Origin of the sequence: Empedobacter sp. UBA3239 (assembly GCF_002362875.1) — a bacterium.
GTDB lineage: Bacteria > Bacteroidota > Bacteroidia > Flavobacteriales > Weeksellaceae > Empedobacter > Empedobacter falsenii_B.
In genome coordinates this window covers 1-16,884 of sequence record NZ_DEVJ01000061.1, presented here as the reverse complement: position 1 = coordinate 16,884, position 16,884 = coordinate 1, and the positions used below count along the sequence as shown (strand labels likewise).

18 protein-coding genes and 1 tRNA gene are annotated in these 16,884 nt (G+C 31.3%); 5 read left to right on the top strand and 14 right to left on the bottom strand.

Annotated features, from left to right (window positions below; genetic code table 11):
• Positions 1 to 76: 76 nt before the first annotated feature.
• Genes lptB through B4G36_RS08975 form a run of 3 tightly spaced genes read right to left on the bottom strand, consistent with a single transcriptional unit; the run spans position 77 to position 3,460 of the window.
• Positions 77 to 805 (bottom strand): LPS export ABC transporter ATP-binding protein, encoded by a 729-nt coding sequence (gene lptB / locus B4G36_RS08985; protein WP_125348857.1) that lies wholly within the window; start codon positions 803 to 805, stop codon positions 77 to 79.
• A gap of 30 nt (positions 806 to 835) precedes the next feature.
• Complete coding sequence (locus tag B4G36_RS08980) at positions 836 to 2,197, bottom strand: pyridoxal-phosphate dependent enzyme (RefSeq protein WP_291063470.1); 1,362 nt, start codon at positions 2,195 to 2,197, stop codon at positions 836 to 838.
• A 33-nt stretch (positions 2,198 to 2,230) separates the two neighbouring features.
• Positions 2,231 to 3,460, bottom strand: coding sequence for an ABC transporter permease (locus B4G36_RS08975; protein WP_291063468.1), 1,230 nt, complete (start codon positions 3,458 to 3,460; stop codon positions 2,231 to 2,233).
• A 74-nt stretch (positions 3,461 to 3,534) separates the two neighbouring features.
• Between B4G36_RS08975 and B4G36_RS08970 the strand changes: the two genes are divergently transcribed.
• Both B4G36_RS08970 and B4G36_RS08965 read left to right on the top strand, forming a co-directional pair.
• Positions 3,535 to 4,761 carry an exo-beta-N-acetylmuramidase NamZ family protein gene (locus tag B4G36_RS08970; RefSeq protein ID WP_291063466.1) on the top strand — a complete coding sequence of 409 codons (1,227 nt, stop codon included), beginning with the start codon at positions 3,535 to 3,537 and terminating at the stop codon, positions 4,759 to 4,761.
• Between the two features lie 4 nt (positions 4,762 to 4,765).
• Complete coding sequence (locus B4G36_RS08965) at positions 4,766 to 5,368, top strand: hypothetical protein (protein WP_291063464.1); 603 nt, start codon at positions 4,766 to 4,768, stop codon at positions 5,366 to 5,368.
• 47 nt (positions 5,369 to 5,415) lie between these two features.
• Here B4G36_RS08965 and B4G36_RS08960 read toward each other — a convergent pair whose 3' ends face one another.
• The 5 genes from B4G36_RS08960 to B4G36_RS08940 all read right to left on the bottom strand — a co-directional run bounded on the left by B4G36_RS08960 (position 5,416) and on the right by B4G36_RS08940 (position 7,979).
• The gene (locus B4G36_RS08960) at positions 5,416 to 5,676 is read right to left on the bottom strand and encodes a hypothetical protein (protein ID WP_291063462.1); all 261 of its coding nucleotides are present in this window, start codon (positions 5,674 to 5,676) and stop codon (positions 5,416 to 5,418) included.
• A 230-nt stretch (positions 5,677 to 5,906) separates the two neighbouring features.
• Complete coding sequence (locus B4G36_RS08955) at positions 5,907 to 6,248, bottom strand: hypothetical protein (RefSeq protein ID WP_291063461.1); 342 nt, start codon at positions 6,246 to 6,248, stop codon at positions 5,907 to 5,909.
• 51 nt (positions 6,249 to 6,299) lie between these two features.
• Positions 6,300 to 6,728, bottom strand: coding sequence for a hypothetical protein (locus B4G36_RS08950; RefSeq protein ID WP_291063459.1), 429 nt, complete (start codon positions 6,726 to 6,728; stop codon positions 6,300 to 6,302).
• A 76-nt stretch (positions 6,729 to 6,804) separates the two neighbouring features.
• The gene (locus B4G36_RS08945; protein ID WP_291063457.1) at positions 6,805 to 7,371 is read right to left on the bottom strand and encodes a DUF4920 domain-containing protein; all 567 of its coding nucleotides are present in this window, start codon (positions 7,369 to 7,371) and stop codon (positions 6,805 to 6,807) included.
• Between the two features lie 11 nt (positions 7,372 to 7,382).
• Complete coding sequence (locus tag B4G36_RS08940) at positions 7,383 to 7,979, bottom strand: NUDIX hydrolase (protein ID WP_291063455.1); 597 nt, start codon at positions 7,977 to 7,979, stop codon at positions 7,383 to 7,385.
• Positions 7,980 to 8,020: 41 nt separating this feature from the next.
• Here B4G36_RS08940 and B4G36_RS08935 point away from each other — a divergent pair, with 41 nt between their 5' ends.
• The 3 genes from B4G36_RS08935 to B4G36_RS08925 all read left to right on the top strand — a co-directional run bounded on the left by B4G36_RS08935 (position 8,021) and on the right by B4G36_RS08925 (position 11,126).
• Positions 8,021 to 8,419 carry a hypothetical protein gene (locus tag B4G36_RS08935; RefSeq protein ID WP_038334509.1) on the top strand — a complete coding sequence of 133 codons (399 nt, stop codon included), beginning with the start codon at positions 8,021 to 8,023 and terminating at the stop codon, positions 8,417 to 8,419.
• A 92-nt stretch (positions 8,420 to 8,511) separates the two neighbouring features.
• A complete protein-coding gene (locus B4G36_RS08930) occupies positions 8,512 to 10,806 on the top strand; it encodes a choice-of-anchor L domain-containing protein (protein ID WP_291063454.1) in 2,295 nt (764 codons plus the stop codon).
• The gene (locus B4G36_RS08925) at positions 10,806 to 11,126 is read left to right on the top strand and encodes a hypothetical protein (protein WP_180904948.1); all 321 of its coding nucleotides are present in this window, start codon (positions 10,806 to 10,808) and stop codon (positions 11,124 to 11,126) included. The genes B4G36_RS08930 and B4G36_RS08925 overlap by 1 nt, the downstream gene beginning before the upstream one ends.
• A 56-nt stretch (positions 11,127 to 11,182) precedes the next feature.
• On the opposite strand, the gene typA is transcribed toward B4G36_RS08925, so the two are convergent.
• From typA to B4G36_RS08895, 6 genes are all read right to left on the bottom strand, one after another.
• Positions 11,183 to 12,985: a translational GTPase TypA gene (gene typA / locus B4G36_RS08920; protein ID WP_221854374.1), complete on the bottom strand. Its 1,803-nt coding sequence runs from the start codon at positions 12,983 to 12,985 to the stop codon at positions 11,183 to 11,185.
• 258 nt (positions 12,986 to 13,243) lie between these two features.
• Positions 13,244 to 13,316 (bottom strand) — tRNA-Lys (locus B4G36_RS08915).
• Between the two features lie 185 nt (positions 13,317 to 13,501).
• Entirely contained in the window at positions 13,502 to 14,428 is a 927-nt protein-coding gene (locus B4G36_RS08910; protein ID WP_291052352.1) for a YARHG domain-containing protein, read from the bottom strand.
• Positions 14,425 to 14,997, bottom strand: a complete 573-nt coding sequence (locus tag B4G36_RS08905) for a DUF2306 domain-containing protein (protein WP_291048655.1) — start codon at positions 14,995 to 14,997, stop codon at positions 14,425 to 14,427. Before B4G36_RS08905 ends, B4G36_RS08910 begins: the two co-directional genes overlap by 4 nt.
• Before the next feature lie 184 nt (positions 14,998 to 15,181).
• Positions 15,182 to 16,315, bottom strand: coding sequence for an AsmA-like C-terminal region-containing protein (locus B4G36_RS08900; protein WP_291063452.1), 1,134 nt, complete (start codon positions 16,313 to 16,315; stop codon positions 15,182 to 15,184).
• A gap of 30 nt (positions 16,316 to 16,345) precedes the next feature.
• On the bottom strand, positions 16,346 to 16,750 hold the full coding sequence (locus B4G36_RS08895) for an AsmA family protein (protein WP_291063450.1): 405 nt from the start codon (positions 16,748 to 16,750) through the stop codon (positions 16,346 to 16,348).
• Between the last annotated feature and the right edge of the window lie 134 nt (positions 16,751 to 16,884).

The window sequence follows — 16,884 nt, the reverse complement described above, 5'->3', positions numbered from 1 at the left end:
TTTAGATGATTTTGAAGTTATTTAAAACAAAAAAACCACTCAAAATTGAGTGGTTTAGAAAATACTATATTGTAATTTATATCTGCTGATACATAAAGTTTTCACCTAGATAAACGCGACGAACATCTTCATCATTTGCTAATTCTTCTGGCGAACCTTCTTTCAAGATTTTACCTTCGAACATAATATATGTTTTATCGGTAATTGCAAGCGTTTGCGATACATTATGATCGGTAATTAAGATTCCGATATTTTTATCTTTTAACGAACGTACAATTTTCTGAATATCCTCAACCGCAATAGGGTCAACTCCAGCAAAAGGCTCATCTAATAAAATAAAATTAGGTTCTGTTGCCAAACAACGTGCTATTTCGCAACGACGACGCTCACCTCCAGAAAGTAAATCACCACGATTTTTACGAACATGCTCTAACGAGAACTCTTCAATCAAAGCATCTGTGCGCATTTGTTGCTCTTTTTTGGAATGTTTCGTGAATTGTAAAACTGATTTGATATTATCTTCTACAGAAAGTTTACGAAAAACAGAGGCTTCTTGCGCCAAATATCCAATACCTTTTTGCGCGCGTTTGTACATCGCATCGTTTGTGATATCTTGTTTATCCAAAAAAACTTTTCCTTGCGTAGCCTTTACTAAACCAACAATCATGTAGAAAGAAGTCGTTTTACCAGCACCATTTGGTCCTAATAATCCAATAATTTCTCCTTGTTCTACTTGAAAAGACACATTTTTTACGACATGTTTTTTACCGTAATCTTTTACTAAATTCTGACCTTTTAATACAATTCCCATATCGCTTCAAAGATAGGATTTTTGTTATTTAATCGAGTTAATAATATCATATTTTGTGACGATATGATATTTTCCATTTTCTAATTCTATTAAAACAGCTTGATTATCCTTTGTAATTAACTTCGAAACTTCTTCGATAGATGTTCCTGCTTTTACGACTGGATATGGTTTTCCCATAATTTCGTGAACAGGTTTTTCAGCAACATTTCTATCTTCTAAAAATGCTTGAAACAAATCTGATTCATCCAAAGAACCAACAATTCCATTTACATCCATTACTGGTATTTGAGAAATTTTGAAACGACGCATACGATCAATTGCATGAGAAGCCAATTCCTCTGTACGAACCGTTACCAAAGGTTTATCAACATGTTCTTTTATTAAATCTACAGCTGTTTTGATTTCTTCGTCCAAATACCCTCTATCGCGCATCCAATCATCATTAAAGATTTTTCCTACGTAACGAGAACCTGAATCGTGGAATAAAACCACTACAACATCATCTGGTCCGAATTCGTCTTTCATTTGCAACAACCCTTTGATCGCAGATCCCGAAGACATTCCGACAAACAAACCTTCTTCTAAAGCTAAACGACGCGTATAAACCGCTGCATCTTTATCAGTCACTTTTGTAAATCCATCAATAATATCAAAATCTACGTTTTCTGGTAAAATATCTTCACCAATTCCTTCCGTTACATAAGAATACACTTCATTTTCGTCAAAGATTCCTGTTTCTTTATATTTTTTGAAAACTGATCCATACGTATCAACTCCCCAAATTTTAATATTAGGATTTTTTTCTTTCAAGTATTTCCCAACTCCTGAAATTGTTCCTCCAGTTCCAACACCAACAATAAAATGCGTTACTTTTCCTTCTGTTTGTTCCCAAATTTCTGGTCCAGTTTGCTCATAATTCGCAATTGCATTTGATGGATTATCATACTGATTGACATACCAACCATTCGGTGTTTCTTGTGCCAAACGTTTAGAAACAGAATAATATGAACGTGGATCATCTGGCTCAACATCCGTAGGACAAACCACAACTTTTGCACCAACAGCGCGCAAAATATCCATTTTCTCTTTCGATTGTTTGTCTGTAATCACACAAATTAATTTGTAACCTTTGATCACAGCAGCCAAAGCTAACCCCATTCCTGTGTTACCAGAAGTCCCTTCGATAATTGTACCTCCTGGAACTAAACGACCATCTTTTTCGGCATCTTCAACCATTTTCAACGCCATACGATCTTTACAAGAATGACCAGGGTTAAAATATTCAACTTTTGCTAAAACTGTACATGGTAAATCCTTTGTAATCTTATTAATTTTAACCAAAGGTGTATTCCCAATCGTTTCTAATATATTGTTTGCGAATTTCATTTTTTTCTAACTTTTAAATTAAAACATTAAATTTTATCTAAAATTAATTGCTTTTGCAGGTGTAATTTTAGATATCATATACGAAGGCAAAAGTAATACAATTGCACAAACTAATAACGCTCCTGCATTTAATAAAACAATTGTGCCAAAGTCTAAATAAACTGGAGCTGTTGATAAATAATAGTTTTCTGCTGGAAGTTTTATAATTCCGAAATATTTCTGAATGAATAATAATCCAAGTCCAATTACATTTCCAGCAATTAATCCTGGTAACATGATAAATAATGCGTAATTGATGAATAATTTTCGGATTCGCCAACTTGTTGCACCAAATGCTTTTAAAATTCCGATTGAATGTGTTCGTTCTAAAATTAAAATCAATAAAACCATCACCATATTAATCACCACAACAAAAAGCATAATAAAAAGAATAATGACAATATTTTTGTCGAAAATCGAAATCCAATCATTAATCTGTGCAAAAGATGCTGTTGCTGATTCTGCATACAAATTATAAGGAATATTTTCTTGCACACGCTTTGCAACTGGATCTATATTTTCGACATCATTTACAAATAACTCAAAACCGCCAACTGTAGCCGAATCCCAACGATTAAGGCGTTGCACATGTTTAATATCACCAAACATAATTTGATCGTCAAAATTTTTGATGTCTGTTTTGAACAATCCAGAAATGGTAAATCGACGATAAATAGGCTTTGTATCTTCTTGAATAAAATACATCACAAACGAACTATCAACATCCAATTTCATTTCGTCCGCAATCTTTTTCGATAATAAAACCTCATCCATTATCGAATCTTTATTGATTCGAGGAAAATGTCCTTTTACCATAAATTTTTCGAAACGAACTGAATCAAAGTCTATTCCAACTCCTTTGAACACCACACCACTAAAGTTTTCATCCGTTCGGATAACACCACTTTTATTGGCTATTGCTTGCACATGTTCTATTTCTGGAATCGATTTAAACTTTGGATAAAAAGCTTGATGAAGTGATAATGAATCGGAATTTAATGACGTATTACTATTGTAGTTTCTAATCGTAATATGACCATTAAAATCGGCCAACTTTTCTTTGATCGCTTTTCTTGCACCAACACCAGTCGAAATCGTCACCAAAGAAACAATCAACCCTAATGCTACTGCAATTTGACCTACTCGAATAATAATACTCGATAAGTTATTTTTAGTATTTTTACCAAGCGCAATTTTTTTTGAAAACCACCAAGAAAAACTCAAATTATATATTTTTTATAAGATTAAAACTAACTTTAGGCTTTAAATTCGCCTAAATTCAAATGATTCAAAACGAAATGAAAAACTTTGTCAAATATACATCAATTGGTTTACTTAGTTCAGTTATTTTTTTCGGCTTTTCTACTCCAATTTTAGCTCAAAATAATACATCGAAAACGATAGAAAATCATTCAACTATTCTTGTTGGAGCAGAAAATACAGCTAACTATCTTTCGAAATTAAAAGGTAAAAAAGTTGGATTAATTTCTAATCAAACAGGAATTGCAACAATTAATGGAACAACGATGCATACAGTTGATTTGTTATTAAAAAATAACATCAATGTTGTAAAATTATATTCGCCAGAACACGGTTTTCGTGGAGATGCTGATGCTGGTGCTAAAGTAAAATCTGGTGTTGACGCAAAAACTAACTTGCCAATTATTTCGCTTTATGGTGATAATAAAAAACCAAAAACTAATCAGATTGCTGATGTAGATGTTTTGGTTTTTGATATGCAAGATGTTGGCGCGCGTTTTTACACATATATTTCTACTTTGCATTATGTTTTGGAGGCTGCAGCTGAAAATGGTAAAAAAGTAATCGTATTGGACAGACCAAATCCGAACGGACATTATGTGGACGGACCTGTAATGAAAAACGAATACAAATCATTTGTTGGAATGCACAATGTTCCGATTGTTTATGGAATGACGATTGGCGAATATGCACAAATGATAAACGGTGAAGGTTGGTTAGCAAATGGTGTAAAAGCAAATTTGGAAATTATTCCACTTATCAATTATACACATCAATCCAAGTATAATTTACCAGTAAAACCATCACCAAATTTACCAAATGCTCATGCGATCAATTTGTATCCAAGTACATGTTTGTTTGAAGGAACTAATGTAAATGAAGGTCGTGGAACAGATATTCAGTTTCAGGTTTATGGTTCGCCATTCCTAAAAAATATGCCTTATCAATATACGCCAACTTCAAAACCTGGTGCAACAAGTCCAAAATTCAAAGATGAAGTTTGTTACGGTGAAGATTTATCGAATGTTCCGTATCAATCTGCCATCAATTTAAAATGGCTTATTAATGCGTATAAAAACAATACGAAACAACCTTTTTGGACGATGAATGGTAAAAAGTTGTGGATTGATCAACTTTCTGGAACTGATGAATTGCGCAAACAAATAGAAGCAGGTTTATCAGAAGAAGAAATAAAAGCAACTTGGCAAAAAGATTTGGAAGCTTTCAAGAAAATAAGAACAAAATATTTGATTTATAAGGATTAAATTAATGCAAGTTAAAAGAAGCGTTCTTCAGAAGCTGTCTACAAATGAATTAAATTCTTATATCAAAGATGATTCTAGATTTGTCCCTGAAGCAATAGAAATGGCTTTCGAAATTTTAAAAAATGATCGAAATGTTCAGTTTTCTGAAATTGAAACAACTCGAATTAAAAATTTAATTTCATCTAAAATTATTTATCATGAAAACGAAAAAAAGAAAAATTCTTTCGAACCAAATTTAGTTGAAGATATTGAGGAGAATAATGAAGTTCCAAAACTTCATACTAAAACTGAAATTGTTTTTCATTCAAGCGTATTTTTTTCTTTTATTGGAGCTGTATTATTCTATAAAAATCTAAAAAAAATTAAAGACATTATGCTCTTTCATTATGTCATTTTAGTTCTTTTTAGCCTTTTAATGTTAGTTTTTGATTATTATTTGTACGAATATATAGTTAATCATCAAGAAGAATTATCACATATTAAATACAAACGTTTTGGTAATTTCGGGATATTTATAACAATTCGTGGAATAGCAAATTTCATTCATAAAAGTTTAATATGGAATTACTTTTTTGGAAAAGATTTTAAGTATAGGGAATTAAAATAATTAAAAACGGAAGCCAAATTTGACTTCCGTTTTATGTTTTAGAATGATTATTTCTCTCCTACAACAGCGGAAATAGATTCGCCTAATTTTTTTACTTTTTCATATAATTTTGTTGAACCTTTTTCAAATTGAATTGTAATTTTTCCTTCTCTTGCATTTATTTCCAAGGAATCTCCTTCTCTCCAAACGTAATTTTTTCCTTCAGTCACTGGTTTTACAAATACTTTTCCGATTTCTTTGATTGCATTTGCCGACTTTGGTTTATCAAAAATTGCTGAGTACGAATATACTTCGTTGCTATCGCTCACACTAACTCAAACATTAGAATGAGTTGTTGAACTTGAATTTTTGCTAACTGATTGTGATTTAACTGTTTGTTGGTTACAAGCAAAAGCTATTAAAGTTATTGCGATAAATAATGTCTTTTTCATATTTTTATTTTTTTATAAAATTCTGAAAAAGATTAATTTGCATTGGTTAATGAACGGTTAACGAAGCGTTAACACAAAACGAGCTACAAAATAATTGTAGCTCGTTTTTAAGTATTAGATTTATTTATATTTTTTGTCGCAAGAATTTTATCTCCAAGATTTTTAATTTTATCTACAATTTCTTGATTATCTGTACTTTTTTGAATCTCCATTTTAAGTGAATTATCATTCAAAATAATTTCAAAACTTCCTCGTCCAGTCCAGATATAACCAGATTCTTCCAAAACTCCCTCTCCAAATTCTTTCTCGATTGTTTTCTTTATAATCTCTTTTTTATCCGAATTAAAAGTTCCTTTCATCGAGTAATAAGACTCCGTATTATTCGCTCTCAATTGTGCAAAAACTGCAAACGTTAATAACATTAAGAACAAGTTTAAATATTTTTTCATTTAAGGTCTATTATTTAAGATAAAATAATGAAATTTTCAGCAAAAAACATTTTATAATTCGTTTAATATTTCAATAGTTAAGAATTCTCCAGTCATCGAATCAAAAGAAAATAAACAGTTTAGACGACTATAATCATTTGCCAAACGATTTGGATCGTTATTAATAATTCTTTGATAATCATTACTTTTACGAATCTGAGTTTCATCAACATTTCTATTCAAATCAAAAATATTTTGACCTTCATAAACCTTACAAATTGGATTTGGAGAAAGATAAAATTTAATCGAAACAATCATTTCATCAACAATTTTCACAGAAATGCCTTTTTCCTTGTACAACACAATTTTCCCTTGAGGAATATTTTGCTCTGAAATATCAGATTCAAATTCTGTTTGAAATGATTGAAATAATTCATCATTCATCGATTTTCCGATTAATGAAAAATACTGATTTGGATTGGCTTGAAATAAGTTTGTCATATTTTATAGAATTGATTTCATAAAAAAACCTTTCCAAAAATAGAAAGGTTTTTGATTAATTATTGCGTTAAAAATATTAGTTTTCTTTCAAATAAACTCCGTCAGCTTCAAAATTATATTGCAACTGAGGTTTTGTTATTTTTGCGATTTCTTCTTTCGATTTTCCTTCATCTTCTGCATAATGACGTAATTTCTCTACAGAAATTTCACTTACAAAAGCTTTTCCATGTACAACAACATTCGCTTTTTCACCATCTAAAGGCATAAAAAATCCATAATCTTTGAAACGCACAAACGATTGTTCTTCGCCTTTTCCAAGATCAACTTTCATCCAACAACCTTTCTTTTTACAAACAGATTCTATTGTCGAAACAAACTGAACATTTTCCAAAGAATCACCACTTTTCATGTTATCGTATAACTTTCCAAGTTCGCTTTTCGTCAATGTATTTTTAATATCAAACGATTCTCCATACACTTGATACGCGTATAAATCGTCTATTTTAGCCGTTCCGTTATCTAAAATTTTTGATTGAACTTTCGAAGCTTTTTCAGTTTTAGCCTTCGTTTCTTTTTTTGTTTGTGCATTTGTTGTCAATACAAAACAAGTTAAAGCACAAAGAGTTAAAATATATTTTTTCATAAGAGTCTTATTTAGTTCAAATTTAAATAATTGTCCATTAACAATTTTATATTTGGATATGAATTTTCTAATAATTGAGGAATTTCATTCTCTTTTTTCCATTCAACCGATTCAATTCCTTCCTCAGTTTGTGGCAAAGGCAATTCAACACCGTCATAAAAAACTTCGAACCAAAATGTTTCTTTGATAATATATTCTCTCAAAAAATAAATGTGAAAAGTAGGCATCAAAAATCGTTTCAACTCTAAATTTGTCAAACTACATTCTTCTTCAATTTCGCGAATTGCAGATTCTTCTTTCGATTCTCCTAACTCCATCTTCCCTTTAGGTAAATCCCACTTTCCAAGCCTGAAAATAAATAAATAATCATCTTCTGAATTACGAACAATTCCGCCCGCGGCTTGAATATGTTTGTAATATTTTAAGAATTTCGTCCAAACAACATCAATATCTTCACTAAAAATATTAACTAAAGCGGCTGCTTTTGATGATAACAAATGAAAAGATTCATCAAATTGAGCTTCATTTTGAAACAAAATATTTTTTGCTTCTGGATTAGATTGGTTGCTGAAAGTTAACAAACTTTCATTAAAAAAAACTTTGTACATTTGAACGATTTGTTACAAATTTATAAAAAACTCACAAGGATATGAAGGTAAATACAAATAAAGTCCGTTTTGCAAAAAATCAACAAGAAGCATACACTTTTTTGTTGGATATGAAGAATTATGAGCAATTGATGCCAGAGGATACAAAATCGTTTGAAATTCACGAATCTGGAAAAGGATTTACGGTTGGTGTTGGTGCTTTACCAAAGGTTGGAATGCGTTTGAAAGAGACAGTTGAGCCATCGAAAATTGTTTTCGAATCTCCTGCACCTGCTTTTGAATATACTTTGACAATTTCTATTGATGCTGTTGATGAGAATTCGTCTGATGTTACGTTAGATTTTGATGGAAATTTCAATATGATGATCGAAATGATGGCAAAAAAACCATTGACATCTTTCATTGAAACTATTGCAGAAAATTTAGGAAAAATAGGCTAAGACTATTTTTCGATAAATAAAATTCCTAAAACTGTTAAATAAACTTTATATTTTAAAGTTATTTAGCAGTTTTTTTATCTAAATTATTTTTTATGAAACACTTTTATTCAAAAATAATTCTCCTACTCTTTTTTACTTTTACACTAAATAGTTTTTTATTTAGTCAATATATTCTGGTAGATACATCTTTATCGAAAGAAGAATTAATTGATAAATTTATTGGAACAAACACAGGTTGTATTACTATTTCTAATATTAATATTTCTGGATACAATAGATCTTATGATGAAATAAGCTATGGTTATTTTACAAAAGGAACTAGTAATTTTGATCTTTCCGAAGGAATTATTTTATCTACTGGAAAAGCAAAAGCTGCTGAAGGTCCAAATGCTACTTTACAAAGTTTTTATGGAACTAATTGGGGAGGAGATCAAGACTTAATTGATATTTTGATTCAATCTAATTTACCTCATGACAAAATTTTAAATGCTACATCTCTCGAATTTGATTTTGTCTCAAATCTAACAACAGATCAAATTAGTTTCGAATATATGTTTCTTTCAGAAGAATATCAATCAAGTAATTGCCAATACTCTGATGCTTTTGCCTTCTTAATCAAAAAAGCAGATAATTCTGAACCTTATCAAAATATTGCATTAGTTCCAAATACAACCATTCCTGTAACTTCATTAACCATAAATGGCGCAAGAGATTGTCCTCGAAACATATCGTATTTTGGAGGTTTCAATTCTGCAAATAGCCCAACGAATTTCAATGGACAAACAAAAGTTTTAAAAGCAAACGCACAAATAGAAGCTGGTACAAAATATCATATCAAATTAGTAATTGCTGACCATCGAGATAGCTATGGCCTTTATGATTCTGCTGTTTTCTTGAAAGCTGGAAGTTTTATAGGTTCAAAAAGTTTAGGTTCTGATGTTGTATTATGTCCTGGAACATCTGAAACAATAGATGCGACAACGACAAATGCTACAACCTATAAATGGTACAAAGATGGTGTGGAAATTAGTGGTGAAACAAATGCAACATTATTGGTAGATGAAACAGGTTATTACGAAGTAGAAATTACCCAAAATACAGGCTGTTCTTTAAAAGGACATATTAATGTTTCTGTACAAGAAGAACCGCAAATATATCAAGATCGTTTTTCTATTTGTGATGATGATTTAGATGGAAAAACACAAGTAAATTTAGACGAATATACTGATCGAATTGTAGAAGATTATTATTCGGCACATCAAGTGAAATATTTTGAAACTGAACAAGATGCTAATGAAAATATTTCTGCTGGAATAACGAATTTCGAATTAAATGAAATTCAGACGCCTAAAGAAGTTTGGATTCGTGTTCAAATCGGAACTTGTAAGCCTATTATTGAAAAAATTACTTTTACATTAAATCATTTGAGTGTTGCAAACATAATTCCTCCAATCGAAATTTGTGATGAGGATTTAAGCAATGATGAAGAAATTGTTTTATCCGATTATGTTGATGACTTGGTTACAAATCTTGAAGGCTCACCGACATATTACTTAAATGAAATTGATGCTAAAAATGGACAAAATGCAATCAGCGCAACACGAACTATCAATTCTGATCAAACATTTTGGGTAAGATTTAGACAAAATGGTTTATGCGAAAACGTTGCTCCATTGCATTTTATTTTCAAACAATCTGGAAAATCATCAACCTTAAAAGATCTTACAATTTGCAAAGGAACAACAACGACTTTAGACGCAGGTCCAGGATTTAAAACTTACGAATGGTTACATAATGGCGACAAAAATCAATCAATTACAAATGTTCCTGTTGGAACTTATTATGTGAAATTAGGATTGAATGGTTGTTTTTATACACAAGAAGTAAAAGTTATTGAAGCCGAAGATCCAACTATTCAATCTATCGAAATTCAAGGTTCTACGGTGACCATAAAAGTCACTGGATCTACGCCTCCATATCTGTATTCATTGGATAACGGCACTTTTCAATCTTCCAATATCTTCACAAACGTAACTTTAGGAACTCATACAATTTCTGTGAAATCTGCAGCTAATTGTTCGCCTATTTCGAAAGAATTTTCGCTGATTAAACTAATCAATTTTATTTCTCCAAATGGTGATGGTAAAAATGATGTGTTGGATTATTCGCAATTAAAAAGTAAAATCAATCCGAAATTTATCATTTATAATCGAAAAGGAAAATTATTATTTACTGGTTCGGAAGCAAACAATTATACATGGGATGGAAAACTGAATGGAAAAGCGCTACCTTCCGATAGTTATTGGTATATTATCGAATGGACTGAACCAAATTCTACTCAAACTCAAAAATTTGAAGATTGGATTTTATTAAAAAGTACTTATTAATGAATAATTGGATAAATTTCCCTAAAAAGGATTTGATGCTCGAAATTTATTTTTCTGAACAAAATATGGAGGACAAAACTTTATTATTTTGGAATCAAATTAAAATTTCTCCTGAAATATGGAAATGTGATGATGTTATTGAGGATAATTTTTGGGTAGTTGCTGTATACGAAAATTATTTGATTTGGTACAATGATATTGAAGAAGGTTTTAATGTTTCAAGATTCAAAATTAAAGGTGAAATAGTAGAATATAACGCTTCTAAAGATGAATTAAATTTCGCAATTGAAGCGCTTAAAAATAAAATCGAATCTATTTAAAACAAAAAACCAGAAGATTAACTTCTGGTTTTTTTGTGATATATAATTTCAAATGATTAGCTCATTGATTTTTCGAAGCGTTTACGATCTACTTCTTTTAAGTGAATTTTACGTAAACGGATGAAATTTGGAGTTACCTCGATACATTCATCAGCTTGGATATATTCCATACATTCTTCCAAAGTCATTTCTGTTTTTGGAGCGATAGAAGATGAATCATCTTTACCAGCTGCACGGATATTATTCAATTTTTTAGCTTCAACAACATTTACTACTAAATCATTGTTACGAGAATGCTCTCCGATAATCATTCCTTCGTAAACTTCTTCACCTGGCTCGATAAAGAATTTTCCACGATCTTGTAATTTATCAATAGAATAAGGAGTTGATGTACCTTGATCTTTTGAAATAATTACACCTGCAGAACGACCAGCGATTGCTCCTTTGAATGGTTTATATTCTAAGAAAGTGTGTGCCATTACAGCTTCACCAGCAGTAGAAGTTAACATTTGAGAACGTAATCCGATTAATCCACGAGATGGAATTTCGAATTCTAAGTGTTGCATTCCTTCTTTCGCTTCCATAACTAATAAATCACCCTTACGTTGAGTTACTAAGTCGATTGCTTTAGAAGAATAATCATCTGGAACATCAATTACTAATGTTTCATATGGTTCACATTTTACACCATCAATATCTTTTAAGATTACTTGTGGTTGTCCAACTGTTAACTCATAACCTTCGCGACGCATCGTTTCGATTAATACAGATAAGTGCATGATACCACGTCCATAAACTAATTGTGTATTAGAATCTTCTGTTGGTTCTACACGTAAAGCTAAGTTACGCTCTAACTCATCTTCTAAACGCTCTACTAAGTGACGAGAAGTAACAAATTTACCATCTTTACCAAAGAATGGAGAGTTGTTAATTCCGAAAGACATATTCATTGTAGGCTCGTCGATATGCATAACCGGTAATGCTTCTGGATTTTCTGGATCTGCAATTGTATCTCCAATTTGGAAACCATCGATACCAACAACAGCACAAATATCACCCGCTTTTACCTCAGTAGCTTTTACTTTACCTAAACCAGCAAATGTATATAATTCTTTGATTTTATGTTTTTTGAACGTTCCATCAGGCTTTGTTAAAGCAACCCAATCCCCTTCTTTAATAACACCACGGCTTACTTTACCAACTGCAATACGTCCTAAGAATTTAGAATAATCTAAAGATGTAATTTGCATTTGTAAAGAACCTTCGTAAGCTTCTGGAGCAGGAACATGTTCAAGAATACCATCCATTAATGGAGAAATATCGTCTACACGTACATTTTCTGTATTGAACCATCCTTGTTTAGATGAACCATAGAACGCTGGGAATTCCAATTGCTCTTCTGTTGCATCTAAGTTGAAGAATAATTCGAAAACTTTGTCATATACCTCATCAGGACGACAGTTTTCTTTATCAACTTTGTTAATTACAACTAATGGTTTTAAACCTAATTCTAATGCTTTACTCAAAACGAAACGCGTTTGAGGCATTGGTCCTTCGAAAGCATCAACTAATAAGATAACCCCATCAGCCATTTTCAATACACGCTCAACTTCTCCACCGAAATCCGCGTGGCCAGGAGTATCAATCACATTGATTTTTACACCTTTGTAATCTACCGAAGCATTTTTAGAAAAGATCGTAATCCCTCTCTCACGCTCGATATCATTGTTATCCATGATTAATTCACCAGACTCTTGGTTTTCTCTAAAAACGTTTCCGCTGTGAAGAATTTTGTCAACCAATGTAGTTTTACCGTGGTCAACGTGTGCGATAATCGCAATATTTCTAATGTTTTGCATCCTTGAAAATTATGGGTGCAAATTTACGACAAATTTATTTTTTATTACTATACTTTTGATTTTATTTAATTTTAGCAATAATTAATTTAGAAAAATTTAATATTACTGAATACTTTTTAGTAAAACGTTGATTTATTTGCAGATTGATTAATGAAAACTATTTTTTCATTGAAAAATTTTAACGATTTCACCTATAATTCTTAATCATAATTATAAAAAACAAAAAAACTGCTACACAAAAGTGTAGCAGTTTTTTCGTGACTCGTCTGAGGCTCGAACTCAGGACCCCGAAATTAAGAGTTTCGTGCTCTACCAGCTAAGCTAACGAGCCTAAATTGATAAACACAACAAACAAAATTTTCTTGGTTTGCTCTGCAAAGTTCTTTCAGAACAAAGGTTTTATCGAGTAAAAACAATTGTATTCTTCAATTTAACCTATAAAGCAAAATGATAATCCTGCTATCCTATTTTCGGATTGAGTTTTAACTCATTCTATCTTAATCAAAATTCTAAATTTTAGCGTCCATATTGTTGATAATTATCGGTTGCATATTTCTCAAAACGCTTTAATAACTCAATATTATCTTTTTCGATTGGCGACAATTTATCCTCAACATTTGTATACAAAGGCACATACCAATCTACATAATCAAAAAATTGACGTGCACCACGATTCGCAAACGAATAGCCATGACGCGCATAAATTGTATTGCGAATAATTTCTAAATCTAACTTATGTAGATTTTTCAATTGTTTCTCCGTCAACTTTTGCGTTGATCCATTTATTTTATAAATTTCATCCGAAGCAGCACGTTGCACATCTACAAAATACTCTTCTCCATCTGATTCGTCATATTTTTTCTTTTTAGAATTCACCCAATCTACATTATCGTATTCATCCGCATACTCTTCATCTACACCATATTTTGGCTGAATTAAAACATTTTTAGGATCATAGTTAAATGTTGTTTTTTTCAAACTAAATTTTCGAGAAAGTACAGGTAAATCTTTTCGTTTCGAAATCCAAGTTCCATAAATTGAATCATCTTTTTCAGAAATATTAAACTTAAATGTTCCATCATATTTTTGATCGCCTGGTTCATTCGCCATCACATAACGTGAGTTTCCTTCTTTCACCAAATCACCTTTAAATGGTCTTATATTTCCCGCCGAAACACTATACCCTTCGACAGTATTATCGTTATTAATCTTCTGAATAACAATACTAATTCGGTTTCGAAGCGACCAATTATCACCTTTATCATAATCAACTGAATCTGCCTCAAAAATTCCAGACCAAAGCCCGATATCTTCTTGCGTTGGCTCGATATGAATCGATGAAATTGTATCATTAATATCATTATTTTTAACAGCATCTTTTTTGTCTTCTTTACAACTAAGAACAACAAGCGTAGTGCAAATAAGTAGTCCTATTTTTTTCATATTTTAGATTGTTTAGTTTTATAAATATAATATTCTACGAGCAATAAATTGGGTACAAATCCCAACCATGCTATAATTTGATAAACATCCATGGGCGCAGGATGAAAAAGATAAACCAAAATCACTTTCCAAGCGCGTAACGTAAGCGCAGAAACAGCCAACGCATAACTACGAAGCATAAAATTTCGGTGCGATTGAATATCTTTCTGCTTAATTTTAACAACTGCAATTGCAGTAAAAATCCACCAAAGAATACCGAGAATTACAAAAGCAGATTGCGCAATTAATTCTCCATTTGCATAAAACCCAATGTAAATTCCACTTGGCGCAGCTAATAAAACAGTGATATAAAAATAAAATTTACCGAGAAGCCGATGAATTTTTCGGATTTGTTGATTGGTAATTTTAATGAACTGAACAATTCCAAAAAACAATGTAAATATTGCTGAATAAACGTGAATGTAAAAAATGAATAAATAACTTGGAATTGTTGTCACCTCATCTTGTTTGATAGCTAGAAATGAAACATCCGACGAAATCGGAATATAACGTAACGTGATTTGTAGCATTAATCCAAAGAAATAAAGCCAAACAAGGAAAAATAGTATTTTCCACCACGAGGTATTTTTTATTGCAGTTGTAAGTTTCAGATTTAGTTGATTTTGAATCTAAAAATACACTTTTTATTGATGATTCGCAATCACTATTTATAATGAAAAAATCCCTCAGAAATTCTGAAGGATTTTATATTTATTATTTGGCTTGAACAGCTTCTTGCTTTGCCTTTTCTTCTTCTAATGATTTTTGATATTCATCAAATTCGTCATCCGTTTCATTCAAATCTTCTTTATGATATTTCCCCACTTCAACCTCAAACGTATCCGCTGGACCAGTAATTTTGATCGGAATTCCGATAATTCCAAATGGAGGCAAACCAAGTCGCATACCAAGATTCATATAACCGTCTAACGTCACTTGACCTTCTATTCGTGGACGAAAACCTGCAATTTTGAATTTCGTACGGTTTATCGTAATTACATTATTTTCGATCTTCGTTTTGAACGTCACTTTCTTCACATTCGCATCATGCAACGCATCTGTCGACGTTTTTTCTGCAACCGAATTGAATACTTTAAATCCTAAAAACTTAATTTCTTCTAACGTAAAATCACCTCCACCTTTTATGGTTTTCAATTTCGGGAACATATCTGCGCCCAAATCACCTTCGAGCTGATAATCCATTGAAACTTTCCCGTGCGCTTTTTCCGCTGCACTTGCCAATTCTCTAAACAACGTAATTTCGTGATAAGCGCGCTGAATATCGAAATTACTGGCTTTTACAGTAAAATTAAACTTCGCTTTTTTCGCATTTGTTGGCACATAATTTCCGTTCATTGTAAATTCAGAACCAATCAAATTAAATTTAGTATTTTGAAGTTCAAGATTCCCTTGTTTCAAACCTAAATCTCCTTCGAAATTTTGCAACGTAATATCTTTAAATAAAACCTCTTTTGCTTGACCTTTTATCGATAATTCTACATTTTTCGGCAACAAAACCACACCTTCTTCCGCAGCTATCGAGTTAGTCGCTGTCGATTCGGTATTAAATGCCATAAAATCATCAATATTGACACGATTTGTTTTGAAATTAATCGTTCCTTTTAGCATTTCATTATCTTTTAACGCATAATTGATATAATTCGAAACATATTTCTGCTCATCAAAACTAAAATTGACATTTTTGATATCCGTTTTTGCATTTAATGTTAACTGATTTTCTGTAAAATCTATCAGTCCATCGTAATCAAATTGATCTAATTTTAAATAGGTTTTAGATGATTGATCATCGTATAAAAAGTTAGAATTAGCAATTTTAAAATTATTCAACGCTAATCCTACACTCGATTCTTCTTCTTTTTAAACCTCATCAGAAGGCTTCACAATATCAAAATTATTACGACCTAAACTATCTATTTTCAGATTAATCGTTGCATCTGTAATAAATAATTCATTAAAAATTATTTTATCATCAAACAACGTTTTGACATCTACACCAAGTGCAATTTCTTTCGCAGAGATTAAATTTTCGGTTTGATATGGCGTAGAACCTTTGATTGAAGAATCCGTTAGGGTAACCGTTAGCTTAGGAAAATGATTGAAAAACGAAATATCCAAATCCTTGAATTCAATTTCAGTTTTCACATAATTTTCGGCAATACTTTTTATCCCTTCATTAATTTGATCCTTAAAAAAATAAGGCGAAACATATAAAACTAATATAATTCCTCCCAAAGAAAATCCAGTAATCTTAATTACCTTCATTAATTTTGAGAGAACTGTTTTTTTCTTCTTCATAATCATAAAATCGGTTGAACAAATTAACTGAGAATATAAGTTAATCGAAAACAATACGATATTTATTTACCGCAACATTTAGGATCAGGGACAAAAGTTGG